The following is a 25,596-nucleotide window of genomic DNA, read 5'->3' on the forward strand; positions in this document are numbered from 1 at the left end:
TGAGCCAAGGACACCCCTATGACCCCCGATTTGTTATTGCGCATTCTGTTAACCGGCGCCGGCGCCACCCTCTGCATGGATTTGTGGGCGTTGCTGCTGAAGCGGCGCTTCGGCATCCCTTCCCTCGATTACGCGCTGGTGGGCCGCTGGTTTCTCGGCATGTTCGACGGCCGCTGGTTTCACGCCACCATCGTCACGGCGCCGCCGCGCCAGGGGGAGAGAGCAATCGGTTGGATATTGCATTACGCCATCGGCTTGGCGTTCGCCTTTATCCCGCTCGGTTTGGCGGGCATCGAGTGGTATGCGGCGCCGGAACCGCGCATCGCGCTGCTGAGCGGCTGGCTGAGCCTGGCGGCGCCGTTTCTGGTGATGCAGCCCGCACTGGGCTTTGGCGTGGCGGCGGCGAAAACCGCCAGCCCGCGCAGAGCGCGGCTCCTCAGCCTGCTCACCCACACGGTGTATGGGCTGGGCCTGCTGATCGCCGCCCGATTGTTGGCGACGTTCTGCGCCTGAATGGGCTACAGCAACGTGGAAATATCGAGGTAGTGCGCCAGTTCGCGCTGCTCCGCGCGCGGCAGATACGGAATTTCACCCAGCAGCGGCGCGGAAATGCGCTGCTGCAGCGCCGTGATGGTTTCGGCATAGTGTGCCAACCCCGGATTGATGCGGTTGGCCACCCAGCCCAGCAGCGGCAGGCCGTCGTTGATGATCGACTGCGCGGTCAGCAGCGCGTGGCTGACGCAGCCCAGTTTGATGCCCACCACCAACACCACCGGCAGTTGCTCCTGCACCACCCATTCGGCGTACGGCCGCAGATCGTTCATCAGCACGCGCCAGCCGCCGCTGCCCTCCACCACCACCGTATCGGCTTTGGCGGACAGATCGCGCAGGCCGCTGCTCATCAGGCCGTAGTTGATGTCCTCGGTGGCATGCGCATGAAACACCTCATCCAGACAGGTGATGGGATTGATCTCCTCATAGCACAGCGGCAAGGTGGAAGATGCCTGCAACACCAAAGCGTCTTTATTGCGGATGCCCTCGCTGGTTTCCTGGCAGCGCGCGGCGATCGGCTTGTAGCCCGCGACCGAGCGGCCATCGGCGGCCAGCGCCTGCATCAACCCGCGGGAAACCACGGTTTTACCGACGTCGGTATCCGTGCCTGTCACAAATAAACGCTTCAACATGAATAAAATGCCCCAGAATGCCCCGTTAACAATGTATCGCCGCACCGGCGGCGAAGAAGTCTTTCGGAAAAATTCTAGGGGATGCTGCCGCGTAGGGGCTTGAGGTAGCTCAATCTTTTGCAGGATTAATAAGAAGTTCTGATGTTAGCCTTGCAGCAGCTGCACCAGCAATGAACCATTGTACAGCGCCTCTTTCACCAGCGCCGCGCCGGGCATGGTGCCCTGATTGAAGAACTGCGTGGATTCGACCTTGACCTGCTCGCTGTAGGCCGGCAGCGCCTGTTGGCGAATGCAGGAGGCGATGGCCGGGTGCAGGATCTCCGCCGCGCGGTTGAGCGGCGAGCCCACCAGGATCTTCTCCGGATTGAACAGGTTGACCATGATAGCCAGAATGCGCCCCACGCTGTGGCCGACGCCGAGAATGATGTCCCGCGCCAGCTGATCGCCCGCCAGCGCGGCGTCGCACAGCGATTCGACGGTCAGCGGCGCGCCGTGCAGGCAGGAGCTCATCGAGCCGCTCAGCCGCTGCTGGGCGATCTCCAGCATGTTCTCGATGCTGGCCACGGTTTCGAGACAGCCGTGGTTGCCGCAGTAGCAGCGTTTGCCGTAGGGATCGACCTGGGTGTGGCCGATCTCCACCACGCTGTGGCTGCCGGCGTGCAGCACGTGGCCGCCGGTGATCACCCCGGCGCCGACGTTGTGGTCGATCACCACCTGAATCACGTTCTGGCTGCCGCGCGAGGCGCCGTACAGCGCCTCGGCCATGGTCCAGGCGCTGATGTCGTGCTGCAGGTAAACCGGCAGGCCGGTGCGGGTTTCCAGCGCCGGGCCGAGCGGCATCTCCAGCACGTCGTAAAACGGCATGCGGTGCACCACGCCGGACTGCACGTCGATCATGCCCGGCAGCGTAATGGCGATCGCCGTCAACCGTTCCAGCTTGCTTTGATGGCGAATAAAGAATTGATCGACTTCGGTCAGGATGCGTTTCAGCAGCGGTTCGGGATCTTCGGCCGCCAGCGGCAGCAGCTCTTCCACCACCAGTTTGCTGCTCAGATCGCGCAGCGCCAGCGTGATGCTGCCGCGGCTGATGCGGGCGGACAGGTAGTGCCAGGCCTCGGTGTCCAGCACCAGCCCCACCGCCGGGCGGCCCCGGCTGCCGATTTCCTGGTACTCGGTTTCCTTGACCAGATGGGCTTCCAGCAGTTCGCGCACGATCTTGGTGATGCTGGCGGGCGCCAGCTGTGCGCGTTTTGACAGTTCGATGCGCGAAATCGGGCCCAGTTGATCGATTAGCCGATAAACCGCCCCCGCATTGGTCTGTTTGATTTGATCAATATGCCCAGGCTGCCCAACCGCAATCACAAACCGGCTCCTACTATTTTTCGCGCTTCTAAATAAAGACTAGGGGTTATGGTGGGGCTTTTGTCATACAGCGTCAACTATTTGATTCGTTATGTGATTTGCTGCACAAATTCCTCGCAATTTCAGCGCGAATTGATTTTTATTTGCCCAATCTCAACGTCATTTCAGCATCAACGCCATCAGCGCCTGCGCCGCGGCGGTCAGCGGCCGTCGGCGGTGATGCACCAGCCACACTTCGGTCGTGGCGTCCGGCTCCGCCAGCGGCAAATAACGCACGCCGTCCACCCGCACCCGGGCGAAAGACGCCGGCAGAATCGAGACCCCCAATCCGGCGGAGACCAAACCGATGATGGTCATCGCTTCCCCCACTTCCTGAGTGATATACGGGGTAATGCCGGCCTTGCCGAGCAGCAGCAGAATTTCGTCATACAGCGCCGTGCCCACTTCGCGCGAGAAGAACACGAACGGCTCCTGCGCCAGGTGTTGAAAACGCAGCGCGCCGCCGGGCGTTTCCGCCAGCGGATGCCCCTCCGGCACCACCGCCACCAGCGGTTCGCGCAGCAGCAGCTGATAGTGCAGCGCTTCCGGCAGCCGCGTGTTGCGCATCACCCCCAGATCCAGCTCACCGTTCAGCAGCGGTTCGATCTGCTGTTTGGTGTTGATTTCGCGCATCTTGATGTGCACCTGCGGAGAATGCTGACGGAAAGCGCGCAGGCTGCGCGCCACCACGCCGATAAACGGTGCGGAAGAGGTAAAGCCGATGGTCATTTCCCCCAGTTCGCCGCGATCCAGGCGCGCCGCCTTTTCCGCCGCGCGGCCGACCTGATCGAGCACCTGATAGGCTTCTTTAAGGAACATCTCCCCGGCCTGCGTCAAGCTGACGTTTCGGTTGTTGCGCGCCAGCAGCCGCGCGCCGACCATGTCCTCCAGCGCCTGGATTTGCTGGCTGAGCGGCGGCTGGGAGATACGCAGCCGCTCCGCGGCGCGGCCAAAATGCAGCTCTTCCGCCACGGCGATAAAGTAACGCAGGTGTCTTAACTCGATATTCATATTTAAAAAGTCTTAATTGTAATTATTAATATATTAGACAAAAAAATCGCCGCTCCCTATCATTTTGTTATCTGCAAAGTGTCTGTTTATCTCCCCGAAGTTCGGTAAGGAAACGCTGTGACAACCCCTGTGCGTTCTACGGCCGTAATGCCGTCGACGCTGGCCGCCAACGATGACGCGGCCGCTGCGCCAAAAGTAAAACGCTCCACCCTCAACAACAAACTCCCCTATATCGAACGCGGCACGCCGCAGTTTATGCGCGTAACGCTGGCGCTGTTTTCCGCCGGGCTGGCGACCTTCGCGTTGCTTTACTGCGTGCAGCCGATCCTGCCGGTGCTGTCGCAAGATTTCGGCGTCTCGCCGGCCGAAAGCAGCCTGTCGCTCTCGGTCTCTACCGGCCTGCTGGCGATCGGCCTGATGTTCACCGGGCCGCTGTCCGACGCCATCGGCCGCAAGTCGGTGATGGTGGTGGCGCTGTTGCTGGCGGCAGTCTGCACGCTGATTTGCGCCTTTATGACCAGCTGGCACGGCATTTTGCTGATGCGCGCGCTGATCGGCCTGTCGCTGAGCGGCGTGGCGGCGGTCGGCATGACCTATCTCAGCGAAGAGATCCATCCCAGCTTCGTCGCCTTCTCGATGGGGTTGTACATCAGCGGCAATTCGATCGGCGGCATGAGCGGCCGCCTGGTGACCGGGGTGTTGACCGACTTCTTCTCCTGGCGCGTCTCGCTCGGGGTCATCGGTTTGTTCGCCCTCGCCGCCGCCTTCATGTTCTGGCGCATTCTGCCCGCTTCGCGGCATTTTCGCGCCAGCTCGCTGCGCCCCCGCACGCTGCTGATCAATTTCAAACTGCATTGGCACGATAAGGGGCTGCCGCTGCTGTTCGCGGAAGGCTTTCTGCTGATGGGCAGCTTCGTCACCCTGTTCAACTACATCGGTTATCGCCTGCTGGCGGATCCTTATCATCTGAGCCAGGCGATCGTCGGCCTGCTGTCGGTGGTCTACCTCACCGGTTCCTACAGCTCGCCCAAGGCCGGCGCGCTCACCTCGCGCTTCGGGCGCGGCCCGGTGCTGCTGGCGTCGATCGTGATTATGCTGATCGGGATTCTGATTACCGCGTTGCCGCAGGTGCCGGCGATCTTTATCGGCATGATGCTGTTCACCGCCGGTTTCTTCGCCGCCCACTCGGTGGCCAGCAGCTGGATCGGCCGCCGTGCGCGCCGCGCCAAAGGCCAGGCGTCGTCGCTGTATCTGTTCTGTTATTACGTCGGCTCGAGCGTGGCCGGGACCCTCGGCGGCGTGTTCTGGCACAGTTTCGGCTGGAATGGCGTGGCGGCGTTCATCAGCCTGATGCTGTTGCTGGCGCTGCTGGTGGTGCATTACCTGAAGCGCCTGCCGGAAGCGGCGCGCCTGTGAATAAAAAAGCCGCAGTGGATTACCGCGGCTCGCTATGCCAATGCCGGTGATTATTGACCGGTTTTCCAGCGGGTGCGCAGGTACTCCACGGCCTTATCCGTTTGCGGCTCGGTCAGATAACGTTGCCGGAACAGGATGGTTCCCCCCATCCCCGGCAAGCTCTCGTTGAGATCCAACTGCCTTTTCAGCTCGGGAACGCCGCCGTCGACGGTCCATGCCGGTTCGCTCGCCGATGGCGTGCCCACTTTATACAGCGCCACCCCGGCATAAAGCCGAACCGGCGTGTCTTTCACCACCTCGGCCCACCAGTTGGCCAGCACGTCATAGCGAACTATTTCACGATCGAAAGGCCAGTACAGCTGCGGTGCGATGTAGTCGAGCAGCCCCAGTTTGACCCACTGGCGCGTATCGGCATAGGCCGCATCGTACGATGGCGCGCCGGCCTGAGTCGCCGAGCCGGCGGGATCGTCCGCTTTGTTTCGCCAGACGCCCGCCGGGCTGACGCCAAACGCGACAGCGGGCTTTAGCGCCCTGACGGTGGCTGAAACCTGTTTTATCAATTGCAGCGTGTTGTCTCTTCGCCAACTGGCCTTGTCTGCAAACCCTTTGCCATATTCGCGATACGTCTTTTCATCATCCAGCGGCGATTGCGGCGTCTCATAATAGAAATAATCGTCAAATTGAATGCCGTCGACGTCATAGTTTTTGACGACTTCAGCCACCACGCCGGTGATCCAGTTGCGCACGTCGGGTAAGCCAGGATCGAGCGCAAAGCGGTCGTTGGCCGTACGTATCCAGTCGGGATGCAGCGCATAGACGCTGGCCGGCGGGGACTGCAGCGTTTGATTAAGCGCATCAATCGTTTGCTGCCGGGTATTCATGGAAACCCGATAAGGATTCAGCCAGGCGTGCACTTTGATGCCACGCCGGTGCGCTTCTTTCAGCATAAAGGCCAGCGGATCGTAACCCGGATCCTGGCCCACGGTGCCGGTCAAGACCTCCGACCAGGGCAAGATGTCAGAACGCCACAGGGCCGTTCCGTCCGGTTTAACCTGAAAATACACCGTGTTAATCCCGGTTTTCACCATGTCGTCCAGTGCGTCCGTCAGTGCCTGCTGCTGCAGGCGAATTCGCTCTGGCGCGGTCTCCGCTTTCAGGGAGGCCGCCGGCGGCCAGTCCAGCCCCATGACGGTGGCCAGCCAGATGCCCCGCATCGGTGTGACCGGCGGTGCAGGCTGCGGAGGCTTTTCCGGCTCAGGGGGTTTGGCGCATCCGCTCACGCCCAGCATGGCTGCCATCAACAGCCATCCGCCTAGTTTTGTTGCGCCTGTCGGCATAAATGTTCTCCTTCCGTGAGTGACGGTTATCCCATGTCGTATCGTGCAGAGCAAGAAACCGCCCGCTTTATCAACGCTATCCCGCGACCGGCGTCGCCCTTTCTGACGACGCCGGTACTTGTCCCATTACCAGCTCAGCCCCGTCCCGCGAGGGAACGCCACCTTGCCCGTATTGGTTTCCTCATCGTAGTCATGCCAGGTGTTGACCGGCAGTTTTCCGTGCGGTGTGATTTTCCCCGTCAGCACCTGTGCCAGAGATATCATCGAGGGACCGCGCCATACGCCGCTGTCATACCCGTAGTAAGAATAGGTGGCGACGGCTGCATCCACGTCTGCGGCATAGTTCACGATATCGTAAGGCGCGCGCAATGAGAGGTGAACGCGTTTTTTCCCCTGCTCGGCGGCGTATTTCAACCAGCCCGGGTAAGGGCTGCTGTCATTACCCGATCCAGTGGCAGCGGTAACGACACCATCCTGCTCGGCAGGCGTAAAGCGGGTCGAAAGCGTGCCGAGCAGGAACACGTCGCAATCGGCAATATGCGCCCTGATTTGGGCATCGCTCAGTTCCGTTTCCTTCGCGGCAACGACGTTCTGGTAGCCCTCCTGCGCCATCACGTTAGCGATGCCTTTGGCCTGCTCACCCCACGGGGTCAGGATAAAATAGCGCAGCGCCTTGTCTTTCAACGGCAGCAGGCTGTGGCGGTTAATGACCACGGTAATGGAGCGATCGGCGATGCGTTTTTCCAGCTTATGCGCTGAGGACGAAACGCTGCTGGAACAAGGGGCCTCGCGATGCCCCATCAGGTGATGGCGTAATTTGAGGCGCAAAATGCGCTCGACCGAAGCATCGATATCGGCCTCGCTGAGATGCCCTGTTTTCACCCGGTCCGCAAGGTAACGAATCAGGTCCGGCAGCAGGTTAGCCTGGGCCGGCGAAGCGATGCTGACAGGCATCAGGGCGATATCCACCCCGGCGGCAAAGACGTTTTCAGCCGCCCCTTGCTGGCTGAAATGCTCGGCAATCGCACCCATATCCAGCGCATCTGAAATCGTTACGCCGGCATAACCCAGCTCATCGCGCAGGATGCGGGTCTGAATTTCATGCGACATGGTGGCCGGCACCGTGATTTTTTCGCCGCTGCGGGTGTCGATCTGGCGGTTATCCAGCGCGGGGTACTGAATATGCGCGGTCATGACCATGTCCGGCGCCGCACAGCGGTCAATGGCCTGTTTGTAAGGCGCGATATCGATGGCAAACGCCTCTTCCCGCGTACGGTCGACGCGCGGCAAACCGGTATGCGAGTCGGTGGAGGTGCTGCCATGGCCAGGGAAGTGTTTGTAAGCGGTGATAAGCCCTTGCTGCTTCATCCCCGCCACCATTTTCTCGGCCAGGTGGGAAACGGCGTTCTTATCATCGCTGAAAGCGCGAACGTTAATCACCGGGTTGAACGGGTTGGTGTTGACGTCCACAACCGGTGCAAAGTTGGTATTGATATGCAACGCGCGCATATCCTCGGCCATCAGTTTGCCCTGTTCAACGGCGAGCTGTTTATCGGCGCCGCCCTCAATCGCCGCGGCGAGCGCCATATTGCCGGGGAATGAGGCATAGTCGCCGCGCGGCAGCCGGAAAACGTTACCGCCCTCGTTATCCGTGCCAATGAACAGGCGGATGCCGGCGTGGGTTTTCATCGCGGCATACCAGGCCGTTAACGTATTGATCTGCTGCTTATCTTTCAGATTATTGGCAAACAGGATCACCCCGCCCACATGGTTATCGGTGATCAGCTTGCCAATGGCTTCATCGGGAACGGTCATATCCTGATTGCTGCTACCGTTCCGATCCCAGTAGCGAAAATCCAGCATGATTTTTTGCCCGATCTTCTCTTCCAGCGTCATGTTTTTGACTTTCTGTTTAATATCCACAGTAAACCTCCTGTTAAAGCACCCGTTAATGACAGAAGAAAAGATAACCCCAAGGGCTCATAGCGTCCTGCCATTCTGTTTGTTCCAGCGTTTGGACAACGGCAAACGGGAAATGGATTAAACAGAAGACAAACGAACAGCAAAAATCCGTCATTGAATCAAAACACTACGCATACCGGGTATATTGCGTGCCTGCTGCCAGAGACCGCTATGGCGCATTTTCTGCTGGTAAGTCGGGTACCGGTGAAGAGAAAAATCCACGGTGGTGTGCCGTGGATTTTCTCCTGATACCATTGAGTAGACTTTAGCGTTTGAATATATTTTTATCTAACCTCTATTTCATAACTTTTAAAGAACCCCTTACCGCGGTACATTGTTCCCAGGGTGAATCCTGACACCTCAACAGTAACCTTCCCCTTTCCATTCGGAGTTCCGTAAATAATAATATTATGAAAATCCTCATCCTTTTGAACTCTCTCACCAAATTTTCGATAATTAACCTTTGGCTTCCATTCCAGCCCTGAGTTTTCAGGTGTTATAATCACTCCTGTACTACGGCGATTTAAAGCCCCACCTGATATTTTTAGCATTTCCATATAGGGATAGCCAACAACCGCATCCGATAGTTGTTCAGGTGTGACCGTAGGTGTTGGATTGCCACACCCAACCAACACAAACAACAGAATAAAAATAGCCTTATTCATATTAAATTACCTTTTCAAATACAAGTGCTCCAAATGTATGCTTTAGAACATACTCTAATGTTTTCTTTCACCTGATCCTTAACATTACCCCACGAGAAGGCTTTGAAATTTACTATTTCGTCAAGACTAGTGTTTGGTGTTATGCTTTTATCATTGTCATCATGAATTGGTCCTTCCCAAACTACCCAGTGGTTTTTAGCAGACGAATCCTGAATACCATAGTCAGCAAACATTCCTGCGGAAATCAATGAAACAACTGTACAACCTTGAGTTATATATTTATTTAACATTAATATATCTTGAAAACTTGAATGGGATAATCCTACATTACTGAAAATATTTTTATATCCGACTTTCTCAAACCAAGCAGATAAACTCCACCAATCGGTAATACCTGCAACCTGGTCACTGATATCACTGTAACTCATAATGGTGTTTTCAGAGTCTCTCAAACTGGCTAACGTAATCCAATCCAACCCTGAAACTAATTGCCGACCTTTCTCATAGAAAAATCCAGATGGATGCTTACAACCTTCACTTGGGGATATCGCAAGTTGTCCGATTTTCGTTCGCCCATACAGCCATAGCTCTCTGGCAGATTGTTCATAGACATCAGGCCTATCTCTAAGCAAACAGTAAAATAACGCAGCAGGCCCACATAAACTTGTTCCCCCTTGATCGGGATAATCAAATTGGTTTAATCGCGTCATCATTTCAAAATCAAACTTACTTTTTACAAACGGATCATTAGGATTGCCTATAGGGTATTCTTTCGCAAAAAAAGGGCGTGGAGGTACTGTGATAGTGAGAAGAATAGTGTTTTCGCCCTCATTAGCGAGCTTGGTTTCCCCAGCAGTTTCGAAATAACAAGCATTTTCTCGCTTGTGCTCTGAACATGCTTTCCCAGAAATTAAATCGCCCAGAGTATACATTCGAAAAAACGGCTTGGCTAGTGCTGCATATATATTATTGAAATGCTTTCGATAAAGCATAATCTCAACCATGTAAATAGTCGTTAACGGATCATTCGTTTCAGAAGTTTGATGATATTGTGTTTCATAATTAGATTGAAAGACCTGTTTAAAAACCGGAGGAAGTAAAAAGTGTTTTTTCTTCACTGAATCCATTCGGTAGATCGCCAAGTCATACTGCAAATTTTTAATAGGTACATTTGAGGCGATTCTGGTATAAACCGAGTAGGTTGGCATAAAATTAATCCTTTAAAGTGTGAAAAATGGAGCTTTAGCCCCCATTCTTTATAAAAAAGACCAACTATAGTTAATGACTTCCCTCTTAACCACACATTATTCCGTAAAGAATTTCGATGTTATTAATTAAAAACCTTTCAGCAATTTTATATATTGATAGTGAACTCGATACGATAATTCATCTTCTAACGGATAGGAGTTCAATGTCAACAATGGATTAAGCTTTCCCTTTCCTTCCCCTGGCACGTCGGTCGTCCTTAAAGCCGCCCTATTTCCCCCTGGTAAGCCGGCCGGGCAGTTAAGCCGAATGTTGCCCCATTGCCGATGTTGCCCCCAGTCCGCTACTCTCCTATAGTATGTTGTAACTAAAATAGGGGCATATGATGAGCAAATACGATGTGATTGGCCGGATGAACGCCTGCTTTGTCGAACTGGAGCAAGCCCTCGGCGCATTGCAGCAGCAGATAACCCCGCTGCGGCTGCTGGCGGCGCGGGTGTTCAGCCTGCCGGAGGTAGAAAAAGGCCAGGAACATCAGGCCATTTCGCATATCGCGGTCGAGCAGCATGTGGGGCAAGCGGCGCGCGATCTGGCGCTGGAACACTATCAGCGGCTCTTCATCCACCATAACCGTGAGAATGTCAGCAGCAAGGCCGCCGTGCGCCTGCCCGGCGTCATCTGTCTGGCGGTGGAGCAACTGGAGTATCAGGCGCTGCAGGCGCAGCTGGCGCTGATCAACCGCCTGAAAGGCGAACTGGAGCAGATTATCACCGTCGATTCCGGCCTGGCGCCGGAGCAGCGTTTCGAATTCGTGCATACCCATTTGCACGGGCTGATTACCCTCAGCGCCTACCGCACCCTCACCGCCCTGACCAATCCCGACTCGGTGCGTTTCGGCTGGGCCAACAAGCACATCATCAAAAACGTCAAACGGGACGACATCCTGGCGCAGCTGGAGAAAAGCCTGAAAGCCGGCCGCGCGGTGCCGCCGCACAGCCGTGAACAGTGGGCCGCCCTGGTCAGCCGCGAGATAGACGATGTCAGCCGCCTGCCGCAGCATGCGACGTTGAAAATCAAGCGGCCGGTAAAAGTGCAGCCGATCGCCCGCGTGTGGTATCAGCAGCAGCAAAAACAGGTGCAACATCCCTGCCCGCTGCCGCTGATCGCCCTGTGTCAGGTTGAAAGCGGCGCTGCGGTGCCGAAGATCGGCGAACTGCTCAACTACGACGCCGACGCAGTAAAGCATCGCTACAAACCCGACGCCAGGCCGCTGCGGCTGCTGGTGCCGCGCCTGCACCTGTATACCGACGGCACTACTCGCTGAGGGCATATACCCGCAGGCGATGGCCGTCCGGATCCCGCGCCACAAAGGTGTAGCCGAATTCCATTTCGGTTGGCGTTTGCTCGATAGGCAGCCCGAGCTCGCGCCACTGGTTATAGCGCGCCTCCACTTCTTGCGGATCCTGGCATAAAAAGCCCAGTTCACCGCCGCCGCCGGTCAGCGTGGCGGCGGGTTTTACCCCCTGTTTGGCCCACATCCCGAGCTTGAAGCCGTTGTTGAGCACGAACAGGGCAAAGCCGGGAGAAAGCTCTACCGGCGCCTGCCCCAGCAGGCGTTGATAAAAGGCGGCGCTGTTGAGCGGGTTATCGACGTAAAGCAGGGTCATGCTGGGAAGGGTCATCGGTCTGTCCTCTGGGTGATGGGAACCGGTTGGTTCCCGATAGGCACAGACTAAAGGAGGCGACTGACAGTTTATGGCAGCAGCGTGTCGTTATTGTTCCGCAATGCCTTCGCTCAACCGCCACTCTTTCAACAGTCGCCGCCGGCCATGCGGATAACGCTGTTCAAGCGGCGTGGCGGCCTGAATGCGATCGAGGCGAAAATGACGAAAGGCCTGACGCAACTCACACCAGGCAACCAGCATCTGGAACTGGTCGAAAAAGCCCAGCGCAAAGGGCCACAGCAGGCGTTCGCTGCGCTGCCCCGCCAGGTCGAGATAGTCGATATGCAGCTTGCGCTCGCGGCGGATGCTGTCACGGATTAACACCCGCATCTCATCCGCCACCGGCGGCGACTGAGCCGGTGCGATAAGCAGCGTGTTGGCCTCCAGCTCCTCCCGCAGCGCCGTCGGCAGCACGTCGGCGATCTTGGCGAGCGCCTGGCCCGCGGCGCTCGCCAACTGGCTGTCGCCGCGGCGGCTGACCCAGCGCATGCCCAGCACCAGCGCTTCTATTTCCGCTTGCGAGAACATCAGCGGCGGCAGCATAAAACCGGGGCGCAGCACATAGCCGAGCCCCGCTTCGCCGACGATCTCCGCTCCCTGCTGCTGCAGCGTGGCGATATCGCGGTAAAGCGTGCGCATGCTGATGCCCAGCGTCTGCGCCAACGCATGGCCCGCCACCGGATAGCGGTGGCTGCGCAACAGCTGCATCAGATCGAGTAAACGTTGTGCGCGCGACATCTTAATTTCTCCATAAAAAAGGGGCTTACCTCAGTAAGCCCCCGGTTGCCTCACAGATCAATTATTTCTGCATGCTGCCGACCATCGCCTCCGGGCGCACCCATTCATCGAACTGCGCTTCGGTCAGATAGCCGAGCTTCAGCGCCGCGGCTTTCAACGTCAGCCCTTCCTTGTGCGCTTTCTTGGCGATTTCCGCCGCTTTGTCATAACCGATATGGGTGTTGAGCGCCGTCACCAGCATCAGCGATTCATTCAGCAACTGGGTAATGCGATCGCGGTTCGGTTCGATGCCCACCGCGCAGTGCTCGTTGAAGCCCTGCATACCGTCGGCCAGCAGGCGGATCGACTGCAGGTAGTTGTGGATCACCATCGGGCGGAACACGTTCAGCTCGAAGTTACCGGAAGCGCCGCCGATATTCACCGCCACGTCGTTGCCCAGCACCTGCGCGCACAGCATGGTCATCGCTTCGCACTGGGTCGGGTTGACCTTGCCCGGCATGATGGAGCTGCCCGGCTCGTTCTCCGGGATAGAAATCTCGCCGATGCCGCAGCGTGGGCCGGACGACAGCCAGCGCACGTCGTTGGCGATCTTCATCAGCGAAGCCGCCAGCCCTTTGAGCGCGCCGTGCCCCTGCACCAGCGCATCGCAGGTCGCCAACGCTTCGAACTTGTTCGGCGCGGTGACGAACGGCTGATGGGTCAACTCCGCCAGCGCTTTAGCGACGCGTACGGCATACTCCGGATGGGTGTTCAGGCCGGTGCCGACCGCCGTGCCGCCCAGCGCCAGCTCGGCGATGTGCGGGATGCTGTCTTCGATGTGTTTCAGATTGTGCGCCAGCATCGCCGCCCAGCCGGAGATTTCCTGGCCCAGGGTCAGCGGCGTGGCGTCCTGCAGGTGGGTGCGGCCGATTTTGACGATGTCGCGGTAGGCTTCGGCCTTGTCGCTCAGCGTCTTGTGCAGCACTTTCAGCTCGGGGATCAGGTGCTCGCGCAGCGCAATCACCGCCGCCACGTGCATCGCAGTGGGAAACACGTCGTTGGAACTCTGACTTTTATTGACGTCGTCGTTCGGATGCACCTTGCGCTCTTCACCGCGCACGCCGCCCAGCAGCTCGCTGGCGCGGTTGGCCAACACTTCGTTCATGTTCATGTTGGTCTGAGTGCCGGAGCCGGTTTGCCAGATGGACAGCGGGAACTGGTCGGCATGGCTGCCCGCCAGCACTTCGTCGGCAGCGTTGATGATGGCGGCGCCCCGCTCGGCCGGCAGCAGCCCCAGGTCCACGTTCACCTGCGCGGCGGCGCGCTTGGTCAACGCCAGCGCATGGATCAGCGCGGTCGGCATCTTTTCGGAGGAAATGCGGAAATGCGCCAATGAGCGCTGGGTCTGTGCGCCCCACAGCTTGTCGGCCGGTACTTCGATGGGGCCCATGGAGTCTTTTTCGATACGAACGCCTGCCATCATTGTCTCCTTAGCATAATTCCTAAAATTGTAGGGTTAGACCGACGCGCTACCCCCCGTCGGCACGCATTCCCAGTATAGTGACATAATAACTATTCGCATTAAGAGAGTTATCTCACAGCACGATTCATCTCTTTTACCCATTCATGACGCGGTTATTTGCCGTCGGTTAACCCGCGCCGAAATAAAGGCGAAGAAAGAACCGGGATAATAAATGCGGAGATGAAAATTAACGCGCGTGACGCGAATTAAAATTATTGATGCGCTGCGCCTGTAAGTGATTGAGTTCATCGATCCGCTGCTGTTGCAAATGATTGATCTCATCGTAGGCATCCTGCCGTTCGTTATGGCGATACGCCCCGGTCGCCACCGCGCCGGCGGTGAGCGCCAGCGGATGCGCCACGGGTGCAGTCACGGCGGGAAGCGCGACCGGTGCGGGCGCAACGACGATCGGCGCCGGCGTTATCACCACGGCGCGCGGGGCCGCGTAGGGATAGGTGACGATCACCGCCCCCTGAGCCGCCCCGGTGCAAAGCCCCAACAACAGCAACCATTTTTTCATGCAACAGACCTCTTGTTTCGTTAAATCGACTCGTTAACGGCTACGGTAAAGCGGTCTGTCGTTCAGGTTTAAGCTCGGCGTGTGATCGCCCGACTTGGCGCAAAAATAATAATAAGGGAATGGCTCAGAAGGTAAAAAATAAATTCCGCCGACATACTTTGACATGCCGATAAATAAATAATGACGTAGAAAGCCTGCGCTGTCGGCAATAATTTCTTTCCCTCCAATCTACGATCGATTGACGGATTTGCCGGGCCCTCTTGAGGCCGGTGCGCCATTTGAGACGCCGATCGTTATCACGCTATACTCTGGCCGCGTGGCCGGACGCAACCTTATCCGGCGTTGTTTTGATCGCGCCCATGAGGGTTCCTGCCGACACGGGCGTATGATGGTTGTCGGCACAGATGAAGCGAATCGTATAAAATCAGTAAGTTATTGCCATTAGTGCGGCAATGACGCAAAGGACGTTTATCGACATGCAAAAAATGACCAACGCGGTACAGAATTACGCCTGGGGCAGCCACGATGCGCTGACCCGTCTTTACGGCATCGCCAACCCGGATAATCAGCCGATGGCCGAGCTGTGGATGGGCGCGCATCCCAAGAGCCCTTCCCGCGTGCCCGGCGCCGATGGCGCACTGCGTTCGCTGCGCTTTCTTATCGATGAAGACCAGCCAAAGCAGCTGGGCGCTGACGTCGCCAGCCGCTTTGGCGAGTTGCCGTTCCTGTTTAAAGTGCTCTGCGCCGATCAACCGCTGTCGATCCAGGTCCACCCGAGCAAAGCGGCGGCCGAGATCGGCTTCGCGAAAGAGAACGCCGCCGGCATCCCGCTGAGCGCCGCCGAACGCAACTATAAAGATCCCAATCACAAGCCCGAGCTGGTCTTCGCCCTGACGCCGTTCCTGGCGATGAACGGCTTTCGCGAACTGGCCGATATCGTCTCCCTGCTGCAACCGATCGCCGGCGCGCACCACGATATCGCCACCTTCCTGCAGCAGCCGGACACTGCCCATCTGTCTACCCTGTTCGCCAGCCTGCTGACGATGAGCGGCGAGCAAAAGTCGCTGGCGCTCGGCGTGCTGAAAGCCGCGCTCAACAACCAGCAGGGTGAACCCTGGGATACCGTGCGCTTCATCGCCAGTTTCTATCCGGACGACAGCGGTCTGTTCTCACCGCTGCTGCTGAACGTGGTGCAGCTCGCGCCGGGCGAGGCGATGTTCCTGTATGCCGAAACGCCGCACGCCTATCTGAAAGGCGTGGCGCTGGAGGTGATGGCCAACTCGGACAACGTGCTGCGCGCCGGCCTGACGCCGAAATTTATCGACGTGCCCGAGCTGCTGGCCAACCTGCAGTTTCGCCCGCAGCCGGCTTCCGGCCTGCTGACCCAACCGGAGCGGCGCGGCAACGAACTGTTCTTCCCGATCCCGGTGGAAGATTTCGCCTTCTCGCTGCACGATTTGACCGCCGCGCCGCAGGCGCTCGCGCAACGGAGCGCGGCTATCGTGTTCTGCGTCAGCGGCGAAGCGACGCTGGAAAAATCCGGGCAGCGCCTGACGCTCAAACCGGGTGAATCCTGCTTTATCGGCGCCTTCGAATCGCCGGTCAACGTCAGCGGTAGCGGCCGTATCGCCAGGGTTTATAACCAACTGGCCTAACCGTTGATAAATTTCAGCAAATTGCTTGCTGAAAGCGAGAGCTGCCCCCACAATTAAACGCCTGCGGGCGTTTTTTGTCGGCCCACATTTGCCCCCTCCCTCGCAACGGAGGGTTATAAGAAAAAAGGATGAAACAGAGCTATGAAAAAATCGTTAGTCGCTGTCAGCGTCATTGTCGTTCTTGGCGCAGCATGGACCGGGGCATCCTGGTACACCGGGAAACAGATCGAGCAGCACATGGGCGAAGTCGTCGACAACGCCAACGGCCAACTGAAAGCCTACCTGCCGAAAGCCGGCGTCAAGCTGAGCTATGAAAATTACCAGCGCGGCCTGTTCAGCAGTAAAGTGCGTTATGTGCTGCGTTCCGACGGCACGGATACCAGCGAAAACGCGGCGCTGAAAGCCGGTGAAGAAGTGGCGTTCCTGGAAACCATCGATCACGGTCCGTTCCCGTTCGCGCAGCTGAAAAAATTCAACCTGCTGCCGAGCATGGCGTCGGTGCATACCGAGCTGGAAAACACCCCGGCGGTGAAAGGCCTGTTTGAAACCACCAAAGGCAAATCGCTGTTTACCGCCGATTCGCGCATCTCGTACAGCGGCGATACCGCGTCCACCATCGACTTTATCCCACTGGACTACCAGAAGGATAAATCTTCGCTGAAATTCAGCGGCGCCACCATTGACGCCGACGTGTCCCGCGATCTGAAAAAAATCGCGCTGGACGCCAACAGCGACACTATCGTGTTCGCCAGCCCGAACGAATTCGGCCAAAACGAGCAGATCACCTTCCAGGGCTTCAACCTGAAAGGCAACAGCAACGAAAGCAAGTTCGGCGTGAAGCTCGGCGATCAGACGATGACCCTGAAACAGTTCAAACTGACGATCGACGGTAAAGACACCGTGGCGTTGGACGGTTTCAATCTGGTGAGCAAGTTCGGCGAGCAAGGCAGCAGCAATATCGGCGGCCAGATCGATTACACCATGGACGCGCTCAAGGTGCAGGGCAACGACTTCGGCGCCGGTAAACTGACGCTGAAAATCGACAACGTCGACGGCAAGGCGCTGAAAGACTTCTCCGACAGCTACAACCGCCAAACCATGGCGCTGCTGCAGCAGGGCGAGAACCTGGATCCGGACGTCTACGAACAGCAGACCTCCGAGATGCTGCAAAAGAACCTGCCGATGCTGCTGAAAGGCAACCCAAGCCTCAGCATCGCCCCGCTGAGCTGGAAAAACAGCAAGGGTGAGAGCATCTTCACGCTGGATCTGGCGATGACCGATCCGAGCAAGGCCGCCTCCCCGGCACAGTCGCCGGATCAAGTGATCGCTCAGGCGGTTAAAAAGCTGGATCTCAGCCTGACCATTCCGGAAGCGATGGCCACCGAAGTGACCGCGAAGACCGCCTTGTTGCAGGGTTACAATGAGGAAGACGCGCAGAAACTGGCGCAGCAGCAAGTGCAGGGCCTGGCGGCCATGGGTCAGATGTTCAAGCTGACCACCCAGAAAGACGGCGTGATCGCGAGCAAGTTCCACTACGCTGACAATCAGGTTGACCTGAACGGCAACAAAATGTCGCTGCAGGAGTTCATCGGCCAGTTCGCCATGCTGGGCGCCCCGGCGGAAGACGCTGAACCGGCGCAGGAAGCGGAACCCGCTCCGGCACCGGCGCAGTAATCGCCTGAAAGCCTGAACAAGGGCCCCCTGTGGGGCCCTTTTTATTTACGCCGCATAAACCGCATCGCGGATCTGCTGCGGGTAGCGGCCGCACATGCCCTCAAATGCGGTATTGGTCAAGACGACTACGCTCAGCTGCGCCTCTGGATCAAAGAACCAGCTGTGGCCGTAAACGCCGCCCCAGGTCAGGGTACCGGCATGCTGCGGCGTCTGCGCAGCGTCTGGATCCACCAGTAGCGCGCCGCCAAAGCCGAAGCCCCAGCCCGGCCCTTGCGTTTGCGCCTCGGCGCCGACGTGCGGGTGACGCAGCAACGCCACCGTATCCGGTTGCAAAATGCCCTGCCCGCCGCTGCGCAGCGCCTCCACCAGCCGCAGCACGTCGTCGGCATCACCGACCATGCCCGCGCCGCCGGAGGGATAGGCTCCGACGTTAAGCGCGCGCGCCGGCGAGAACGTCACTTCTCCCCCCGCCATGTCTTCCGGCAAGGCGATCCGCACGCCTTCCGGCATGCGCCGCGGCCCCTGCGGCGTATTGTAATAAGGCGTCGCCAGGTTAGCGGCATGGGTCGCATGGAACGCGGTATTGCCGAGCCCCAGCGGCCGCGCCACCCATTCGACAAACAGCTGCGGCAGCGGCATGCCCGTCACTCGCTCCAGCACCGCGCCGAGCACGTCGATCGCCAGCGAATAGTTGAAGCGCGCGCCCGGTTCCGACAGCAACGGCGCCTGCGCCAACAGCCGCAGGTTTTGCTCCAGCGTCAACGTCGACAGCTCCACGCCGTCCTGAATGCCCAACCGATGATACACCCCCGCCGGCGGCTGATTCAGACGATAGTCCAACCCGGCGGTATGGCTCAGCAAATGACGAATCTTGATCGTCGGGCGCCGGCCGTCGGCCAGCGCCGGGGTAAACCACGGCAGCCAATCGCTGACCGCATCGTCCAGGCTCAGCTTGCCTCGTTCAATCAGGCGCAGCGCCGCCAGCGTGGTGTAGGGCTTGGAAACCGACGACAGCCGAAACTGAGTTTCTCGCCGCATCGGTTGCCGCGCTTCGCGATCGGCATAACCGGCCGTACCGGCGTAGCAAATTTCACCCCGCCGCGCCACCAGCACCACGCTGCCCACGATGCGCCCTTCGGCCATCGCCTGTTGATCGATCGCCGCGATCCGTTCTGTTAACGCCCGTTGTTCTGCCGACATGATTTTTATCTCGCTGAGGGAAAGTAAAAATCAGTCTAAAACGTTCGTCATAAATTAAAATAAGGCATAATTTAATGAATCATTAAGCACAGGTTATTGATAGATGAGTTCACTCCTGCAGCTGCTGCCCTATTTCGAAGCCGTCGCGCGGCTGGGCAACTTCACCCGCGCGGCCAACCAGCTGGGCGTCACGCCGCCGGCGGTGTCGCAAAACATTCAGGCGCTGGAGAATCAGCTGGGGGTGCGCTTATTCCACCGCACCAGCCGCTCGGTGCGCCTCAGCGACGAGGGCCGACTGTTTTACCAGAAGGTCTCGCCGGCGATGAACCAGATCGACGTGGCGGTGGACGACGTGCGCGCCCTGGGCGCGCAGCCGGCGGGCCTGCTGCGCATCACGCTGCCGCAACTGGCCGCTTCGCTGCTGGTGATGCCGCACCTGGCGGAGTTTCAGCGGCGCTATCCCGAAGTGCAGCTGGAGCTGTTTACCGAAGACCGCTTTTCCGATCTGGTGCTGGGCAGTTTCGATGCCGGCATTCGCATGCACGCCATGCTGCAAAAGGACATGATCGCCGTGCCGATCGACAACGGCCAGCGCCGGGTGCTGGTCGCCTCACCCGATTATCTGACGCGTTGCGGCGCGCCGGCCACGCCGGACGATCTGCTCGCGCACCATTGCCTGCGCTACCGTTTTCCCGGCAGCGGCAAATTGGAGCCCTGGTATTTCAGTCGGCACGGCGATGAGCGGGCGCTGGACGTCAGCGGCAGTTTGATCTTTAACGAAGATCGGCTGATCAAGGATGCGGCGTTGGCGGGCCTGGGGATCGCGCAACGTTTTCAGGGCACGGTGGTGCAGGAACTGGCGCAGGGCGATCTGGTGGAAGTGCTGCCAGAGTATGCCAGCGAGGCATCGGGATTTTTCATCTACTTTCCCGCCGGCAGGCATCTGCCGCTCAAGCTGCGCGCCTTTATCGATTTCATGCGCGAGCGGCGAGAGCGACAGCACCGGTAACAAGGGCGCCCCGACGGCGCTCCCCACGATCAGCGCTTATCCAGCGCTTGCACGATGCGGTAAGCCGCCTCGACCCGATCGTCGTTCGGGAACCATTTGTTGGCCAGCATCACCACGGCGATATTTTTCGCCGGGATAAACACCGCGTAGGTGGAGAAACCGCCGGTCGAACCGGTTTTATTATACCAACCGGCGCGCAGCTCCGGCTGCGGCGGCGTGATGGCGGTGGCCGGCGTGCCGTTCATGATCATCCCGGCGTTGTTGCCCTCTATCAGCCGCGACAGTTTCACCGGGTACGGGTAGTTCTCCCACATCAGATCCTGCGTGAACACGCCCGCTTTGTAATAGCCGACGTGCGTGGCGGCCAGCGCCTCGCGCCACGGCTGCGCGACCTTCGCCTGCTGCAGGTTGGCGTCCAGGTAACGAATCAGATCGCGGGCGTTGGATTTGATGCCGTAAGATTCGGCGTCCAGCGGGCCGGGATTGACGCGCACCGGCTTATCGTCCTTGTTGTAACCCTGGGCATAGTTGGCCATCTGCGCCGCCGGCACCTGAATGTAGGTGTGGCTCATGCCCAGCGCCGGCAGCATGCCCTGCTCCATGGCCTGGATAAACGGCCGATCGAGGCTCTTGGCGGCGATCATGCCCAGCATGCCGATACCGAGGTTGGAATAGACGCGGTAGCTGCCCGCCGGGTGCTTCGGCTGCCAGGCCCGGTAGTAAGCCATCAGTTGGGCGTTGTCGGTCACGTCGTCCGGCACGAACAGCGGCAGGCCGGATGTGTGGGTCGCCAGATTCAGCAGGCTGACGCCGTCGAAGGCGCTGCCGCGCAGCTCAGGCAGATAATGGCTGGCCGGATCGCTGAACGACAGCTTGCCCTGCTGCTGCGCATAGACCGCCAGCGTCGCGGTGAAGGTTTTGCTCAGCGACCCCACCTCGAACAGCGTCTGCTCGGTGATCGGTTTGCCGGTCTGTTTCGAGGCGACGCCATACGGGTAAATCTGCTGTTTGCCATCGACCGATACGGCGATCGCCATGCCCGGCACGCCGTATTTTTTCATCAGCGGCTGAATAACGGCGTCGATATCCTGCTGCTGCGTGGCGTGCGCGGTCGGCAAGATCAGTGCGGCGATCAGCGCGGCCGCCAGGCGGTTCATTTTCGTCATGATAGAGGCTCTTCGGTTGCAGGGCATCGGCCGCGGCCAAAAGTTTTTATTGGCGTTGCGCACGGCGCACTCCCTGATGGATGATGTCATTCCTTTACGGGCTCCGCCAATCTTGCGGCAGCCGCGCCAAATATCGGTTTTTGCCGCCGGGTTGACAAGCGATAATAATTTCAGCCAGCATAAAGAAAAACTTATGGCTATCAACAATGCGCAACCGACTTCCCCTCAACGCCCTGCGAGCGTTCGAATCCTCCGCCCGCCACCTGAACTTCACCCGCGCCGGTCTGGAGCTGCGCGTCACTCAGGCCGCCGTCAGCCAGCAGGTGCGCATGCTGGAAGAACAGCTGGGCATTCAGCTGTTCCGCCGCCTGCCGCGCGGGTTGGATCTGACCGAAGAGGGCCAGGCACTGCTGCCGGTGTTGAGCGACGCTTTCGATCGCATCGAGGCGGTGTTGCAGCAGTTCGAAGGCGGGCATTTCCACGAAGTGCTGACGGTGGCGGTGGTCGGCACCTTCGCGGTCGGCTGGCTGATGCCGCGGCTGGCGGCGTTCCGCGCGGCGCATCCGTTCATCGATCTGCGGGTGCTGACCCACAACAACCTGGTCAATCTGTCGGCCGACGGCATGGATTTCGCCATCCGTTTCGGCGAAGGTTTATGGCCCGCCACCCGCAATATCAAGCTGTTCGACGCGCCGCTGACGGTGCTCTGCTCGCCGGCGGTCGCCGCGCGGCTGCATACGCCGCAGGATCTGCAGCACGAACTGCTGATGCGCACTTACCGCCAGGATGAATGGGAACGCTGGTTCACGGCTGCGCAGGTGACGCCGTGGCGAATCAACGGTCCGGTGTTCGACTCATCGAGGCTGATGGTGGAAGGCGCGCTCCAGTGCGACGGCGTGGCGCTGGCGCCGGTCAGTATGTTCCGCCGCGAACTGGCCGCCGGCGCGCTGCAGCGGCCGTTCGCCGCCGAGGCCGCGCTCGGCGCCTACTGGCTGACCCATTTGAAATCGCGGGATCTGACGCCGGCGATGAAGGCTTTTATTGGCTGGATTTGCCGCGAAGCGGAAGAGGAACAGCGGCGGGACTAAGCGGAGCCGCGCCGGATCAGCGTCGGCGGCAAAATGACGTTCTGCGCCGGCAGATCGGCGTCATTGATGCGCTGCAGCAGGCGTGCGGCGGCGCTGCGCCCCACTTCCCGCGCCGAGCTGGAGACAAAGGTCAGCGGCGGTTCGGTCAGCTCGGCCTCCGGCACGTCGCCGAAACCGATCAGCGCCACCTGCCGGCCGTAGTAGGCGTCGACCCCATCCGAACCGATGCTGCGGCCGCTGCGCGTCAGGCCAAAATAGGCGCCAAGCGCCACCGACGCCTTGTGGCAAACGACAGCGGTGATATTCGGGTAGTGGCGCAGCAGCTGTTCCGCCGCTTCCGCCGCCTCACGCTGCCGGCAATCGCACTCGACGATCCATTCGCTGCGAAACGGCAGGCCGTACTGCAACAGCGTGGCGCAAAATCCGCCCAACCTTTCGGCGCGCGTCAACGAGTCGCTCTGGCCGCCGAGATAAGCAATCTGGCTGTGGCCGCGTTTGATCAAAAATTCGGTGGCCAGCTTGGCGGCCTGCATATTGTCCGGCCGCACCACGTCCACGCCCTCGAGACCGCTGGAGCGCGCCACGCACACCAGCGGCACGCCCTGCTCGGCCGCCTTTTCCTTCAGCCCGGCCGCCGCGCGGATGCCGCCCGCCAGCACGATGCCGTCGACGCCCTGCGCCAGCAGCGCGTCAAACGCCCGCTGCAGCCCCTGACCATCGCGCCCGCTCTGGGTTAAAAACAGCAGTTTGTCGTGCGCCTCCAGCGCTTCGCTCAGCCCGGCGGTCATTTCGGCATAAAAAGGTTCGCAAATGTCGCGCAGGATCAGGCCGATTACCCCGGATTCGCCGCCGCGCAGCGTCGCCGCCTGGCGATTGCGCACGTAGCCCAACTGCTCAATCGCCTGATTGACCTTCTCGACGGTGGTCGGCGAAATCCGCCCCTTGCCGCTCAATACCAGGGAAACCGTGGTGACCGAAACGCCCGCCTGTTGCGCCACATCGGTAATGGTGATCTTTTTGATGCTCATAGTCTCTGCGAACCCGTTCCTGGGCAACCCGCGCCGTAGTGATCAAGGGTATACCGAATCCGTCAATGCAGTAAAACGTTTTACTGCCCGCCGCAGTGTCGCCAAAAACCGGGCGACAGATTTGTGATTGGCGGCGCATTTTTGCTAGGTAAAACGTTTTATCTTATTTTTACCTAATCAGCAGTCCCCTTTTTGCTCGTCTTTTCGCCAGGAGAAGTCGGTTATGTCAGCAGCCAATAAACCCAAAATCACCCTCTGGGAGTTCTTCCAGAGCCTGGGCAAAACATTCATGTTGCCCGTCGCCTTGCTCTCTTTCTGCGGCATCATGCTGGGGATCGGCAGCTCGCTGAGCAGCCGCGACGTGATCACCCTGATGCCGTTTATCGGCCATCCGATCTTCCAGCTGATCTTCACCTGGATGAGCAAGATAGGCTCCTTCGCCTTCAGCTTCCTGCCGGTGATGTTCGCTATCGCCATTCCGCTGGGCATGGCGCGCGACAACAAGGGCGTCGCCGCCTTCTCCGGCTTCGTCGGCTTCGCCGTGCTGAATCTGGCCACCAACTTCTACCTGACCGCCGCCGGCGTGCTGCCCACCAGCGATCCGCTGGTGCTGAAGGCCAACAACATCCAAAACATTCTCGGCATTCAGTCGATCGACACCGGCATCCTCGGCGCAGTGATCGTCGGCATCATCGTGTATCTGCTGCATGAACGTTTCCATACCATCCGGCTGCCGGATGCGCTGGCCTTCTTCGGCGGCACCCGCTTTGTGCCGATCGTGACCACCGTGGTGCTGGGCCTGTGCGGCCTGGTGATCCCGCTGATCTGGCCGTGGTTCGCCGCCGGCATTAACGGCCTGGGCCGCGTCATCAACGGCGCCGGCATCTTCGGGCCGATGATTTTCGGCACCGGCGAACGCCTGCTGCTGCCGTTCGGCCTGCATCACATTCTGGTGGCGCTGATCCGCTTTACCGAGGCGGGCGGCACGATGGAGGTGTGCGGCCACAGCGTCAGCGGCGCCCTGACCATCTTCCAGGCGCAGCTCTCCTGCCCGACCACCACCGGTTTCGCCGAAAGCGCCACCCGCTTCCTGTCGCAGGGTAAAATGCCGGCGTTCCTCGGCGGCCTGCCGGGCGCGGCGCTGGCGATGTACCACTGCGCCAAACCGGAGAACCGCCATAAAATCAAGGGGCTGTTGATTTCCGGCGTGGTGGCTTGCGTCGTCGGCGGCACCACCGAGCCGATCGAGTTTCTGTTTCTGTTCGTCGCGCCGTTCCTTTATCTGATCCATGCGCTGCTCACCGGGTTGGGCTTTACCGTCATGGCGCTGCTGGGCGTGACCATCGGCAACACCGACGGCAACATTATCGACTTCGTGGTGTTCGGCATTTTGCACGGCACCGCCACCAAGTGGTATCTGGTGCCGGTGGTGGCCGCCATCTGGTTCGTCGGCTATTACGCCATTTTCCGCTTCGCCATCCAGCGCTTTAACATCAAAACGCCGGGCCGCGAGAGCGACGGCGCCGTCAGCCAAAGCGCGCCAAGCGGCGCAGTGGGCAAATCCGGTTACAATGTGCCGGCGATTTTGGCGGCGCTCGGCGGCCCGGACAACATCATTACGCTGGACAACTGCATCACCCGCCTGCGCCTGTCGGTCAACGACATGAGCCAGGTGGACGACGCGGCGCTGAAGGCCAACCGCGCCATCGGCGTAGTGCATCTCAACGATCATAATCTGCAGGTAGTGATCGGCCCGCAGGTGCAATCGGTGAAGGATGAATTAGACTCACTGATAGCCACGGCACGCCCTGCCGCGGCGCTGCAGGGAGCCACCCATGTTTGATTTCTCTACCCCGATCGACCGCCACGGCACCTGGTGCACCCAGTGGGATTACATCGCCGATCGCTTCGGCAGCGCCGACCTGCTGCCGTTCACCATCTCCGATATGGATTTCGCCACCGCACCGTGCATTCTCGAGGCGCTGCAACAGCGCCTGCAGCACGGCGTGCTGGGCTACAGCCGTTGGCAGCATGAGGATTTTCTCGGCGCGCTGCGCCACTGGTATCAACAACGTTTCAACACCGCTATCGACACCGCAACGGCGGTGTAC

The 25,596-nt window shown here is 59.3% G+C and carries 22 protein-coding genes and 1 pseudogene; 9 read left to right on the forward strand and 14 right to left on the reverse strand.

Going from position 1 to position 25,596, the window contains the following annotated elements:
* Nucleotides 1-18: 18 nt before the first annotated feature.
* Nucleotides 19-513 carry a DUF2938 family protein gene (locus tag H7A77_RS24480; protein WP_147838616.1) on the forward strand — a complete coding sequence of 165 codons (495 nt, stop codon included), beginning with the start codon at nt 19-21 and terminating at the stop codon, nt 511-513.
* 5 nt (nt 514-518) lie between these two features.
* Here the strand turns inward: H7A77_RS24480 and bioD are convergent, their stop codons facing one another.
* The 3 genes from bioD to H7A77_RS24495 form a co-directional block, all read right to left on the reverse strand.
* Nucleotides 519-1,184, reverse strand: coding sequence for a dethiobiotin synthase (gene bioD, locus H7A77_RS24485; protein ID WP_033642979.1), 666 nt, complete (start codon nt 1,182-1,184; stop codon nt 519-521).
* 144 nt (nt 1,185-1,328) lie between these two features.
* Entirely contained in the window at nt 1,329-2,546 is a 1,218-nt protein-coding gene (locus tag H7A77_RS24490; RefSeq protein WP_182074770.1) for an ROK family transcriptional regulator, read from the reverse strand.
* 159 nt (nt 2,547-2,705) lie between these two features.
* A complete protein-coding gene (locus H7A77_RS24495; protein ID WP_033650481.1) occupies nt 2,706-3,596 on the reverse strand; it encodes a LysR substrate-binding domain-containing protein in 891 nt (296 codons plus the stop codon).
* Between the two features lie 147 nt (nt 3,597-3,743).
* Here H7A77_RS24495 and H7A77_RS24500 point away from each other — a divergent pair, with 147 nt between their 5' ends.
* Complete coding sequence (locus tag H7A77_RS24500) at nt 3,744-5,012, forward strand: MFS transporter (RefSeq protein WP_169539675.1); 1,269 nt, start codon at nt 3,744-3,746, stop codon at nt 5,010-5,012.
* 50 nt (nt 5,013-5,062) lie between these two features.
* On the opposite strand, the gene H7A77_RS24505 is transcribed toward H7A77_RS24500, so the two are convergent.
* The 4 genes from H7A77_RS24505 to H7A77_RS24520 all read right to left on the reverse strand — a co-directional run bounded on the left by H7A77_RS24505 (nt 5,063) and on the right by H7A77_RS24520 (nt 10,184).
* Entirely contained in the window at nt 5,063-6,349 is a 1,287-nt protein-coding gene (locus H7A77_RS24505) for a glycoside hydrolase family 10 protein (protein WP_033642975.1), read from the reverse strand.
* A 126-nt stretch (nt 6,350-6,475) separates the two neighbouring features.
* Complete coding sequence (locus H7A77_RS24510) at nt 6,476-8,272, reverse strand: glycoside hydrolase family 3 protein (RefSeq protein WP_182074771.1); 1,797 nt, start codon at nt 8,270-8,272, stop codon at nt 6,476-6,478.
* Between the two features lie 323 nt (nt 8,273-8,595).
* Nucleotides 8,596-8,976: a hypothetical protein gene (locus tag H7A77_RS24515; protein ID WP_182074772.1), complete on the reverse strand. Its 381-nt coding sequence runs from the start codon at nt 8,974-8,976 to the stop codon at nt 8,596-8,598.
* Between the two features lie 14 nt (nt 8,977-8,990).
* Complete coding sequence (locus H7A77_RS24520; protein WP_255443909.1) at nt 8,991-10,184, reverse strand: hypothetical protein; 1,194 nt, start codon at nt 10,182-10,184, stop codon at nt 8,991-8,993.
* A gap of 383 nt (nt 10,185-10,567) precedes the next feature.
* Here H7A77_RS24520 and tus point away from each other — a divergent pair, with 383 nt between their 5' ends.
* Nucleotides 10,568-11,506, forward strand: a complete 939-nt coding sequence (gene tus / locus H7A77_RS24525) for a DNA replication terminus site-binding protein (RefSeq protein WP_182074773.1) — start codon at nt 10,568-10,570, stop codon at nt 11,504-11,506.
* Here the strand turns inward: tus and H7A77_RS24530 are convergent.
* From H7A77_RS24530 to H7A77_RS24545, 4 genes are all read right to left on the reverse strand, one after another.
* Nucleotides 11,496-11,864: a VOC family protein gene (locus H7A77_RS24530; RefSeq protein WP_028128189.1), complete on the reverse strand. Its 369-nt coding sequence runs from the start codon at nt 11,862-11,864 to the stop codon at nt 11,496-11,498. The two genes, tus and H7A77_RS24530, sit on opposite strands and share 11 nt — an antisense overlap.
* A gap of 90 nt (nt 11,865-11,954) precedes the next feature.
* Nucleotides 11,955-12,644, reverse strand: coding sequence for a YafY family protein (locus tag H7A77_RS24535; protein WP_042784422.1), 690 nt, complete (start codon nt 12,642-12,644; stop codon nt 11,955-11,957).
* Between the two features lie 61 nt (nt 12,645-12,705).
* Nucleotides 12,706-14,103 (reverse strand): class II fumarate hydratase, encoded by a 1,398-nt coding sequence (fumC, locus tag H7A77_RS24540; protein WP_042784421.1) that lies wholly within the window; start codon nt 14,101-14,103, stop codon nt 12,706-12,708.
* Nucleotides 14,104-14,332: 229 nt separating this feature from the next.
* On the reverse strand, nt 14,333-14,665 hold the full coding sequence (locus tag H7A77_RS24545) for a hypothetical protein (RefSeq protein ID WP_042784419.1): 333 nt from the start codon (nt 14,663-14,665) through the stop codon (nt 14,333-14,335).
* Nucleotides 14,666-15,141: 476 nt separating this feature from the next.
* Between H7A77_RS24545 and manA the strand changes: the two genes are divergently transcribed.
* The gene (gene manA, locus H7A77_RS24550; RefSeq protein WP_108680640.1) at nt 15,142-16,320 is read left to right on the forward strand and encodes a mannose-6-phosphate isomerase; all 1,179 of its coding nucleotides are present in this window, start codon (nt 15,142-15,144) and stop codon (nt 16,318-16,320) included.
* Nucleotides 16,321-16,461: 141 nt separating this feature from the next.
* Nucleotides 16,462-17,994, forward strand: coding sequence for a YdgA family protein (locus H7A77_RS24555; RefSeq protein ID WP_089194699.1), 1,533 nt, complete (start codon nt 16,462-16,464; stop codon nt 17,992-17,994).
* Between the two features lie 45 nt (nt 17,995-18,039).
* Here H7A77_RS24555 and H7A77_RS24560 read toward each other — a convergent pair whose 3' ends face one another.
* The gene (locus H7A77_RS24560) at nt 18,040-19,194 is read right to left on the reverse strand and encodes a serine hydrolase (protein ID WP_108680638.1); all 1,155 of its coding nucleotides are present in this window, start codon (nt 19,192-19,194) and stop codon (nt 18,040-18,042) included.
* 103 nt (nt 19,195-19,297) lie between these two features.
* On the opposite strand from H7A77_RS24560, the gene H7A77_RS24565 reads away from it, so the two are divergent.
* Nucleotides 19,298-20,203: a LysR family transcriptional regulator gene (locus H7A77_RS24565; protein WP_182074774.1), complete on the forward strand. Its 906-nt coding sequence runs from the start codon at nt 19,298-19,300 to the stop codon at nt 20,201-20,203.
* A gap of 29 nt (nt 20,204-20,232) precedes the next feature.
* Here the strand turns inward: H7A77_RS24565 and blaSRT are convergent, their stop codons facing one another.
* On the reverse strand, nt 20,233-21,369 hold the full coding sequence (gene blaSRT, locus H7A77_RS24570) for an SRT/SST family class C beta-lactamase (protein WP_182074775.1): 1,137 nt from the start codon (nt 21,367-21,369) through the stop codon (nt 20,233-20,235).
* A 206-nt stretch (nt 21,370-21,575) separates the two neighbouring features.
* Between blaSRT and H7A77_RS24575 the strand changes: the two genes are divergently transcribed.
* A complete protein-coding gene (locus tag H7A77_RS24575; RefSeq protein ID WP_033650493.1) occupies nt 21,576-22,457 on the forward strand; it encodes a LysR family transcriptional regulator in 882 nt (293 codons plus the stop codon).
* On the opposite strand, the gene H7A77_RS24580 is transcribed toward H7A77_RS24575, so the two are convergent.
* Nucleotides 22,454-23,485, reverse strand: coding sequence for a Mal regulon transcriptional regulator MalI (locus H7A77_RS24580; RefSeq protein WP_033650494.1), 1,032 nt, complete (start codon nt 23,483-23,485; stop codon nt 22,454-22,456). The two genes, H7A77_RS24575 and H7A77_RS24580, sit on opposite strands and share 4 nt — an antisense overlap.
* A gap of 223 nt (nt 23,486-23,708) precedes the next feature.
* Between H7A77_RS24580 and malX the strand changes: the two genes are divergently transcribed.
* Nucleotides 23,709-25,328: a maltose/glucose-specific PTS transporter subunit IIBC gene (gene malX, locus H7A77_RS24585; RefSeq protein WP_182074776.1), complete on the forward strand. Its 1,620-nt coding sequence runs from the start codon at nt 23,709-23,711 to the stop codon at nt 25,326-25,328.
* A pseudogene (locus H7A77_RS24590) lies at nt 25,321-25,596 on the forward strand (transcriptional regulator); the annotation flags it as partial. The gene malX and the pseudogene H7A77_RS24590, both read left to right, overlap by 8 nt.

This window comes from Serratia sp. ME47, from assembly GCF_903970925.1.
Lineage (GTDB): Bacteria > Pseudomonadota > Gammaproteobacteria > Enterobacterales > Enterobacteriaceae > Serratia > Serratia ureilytica.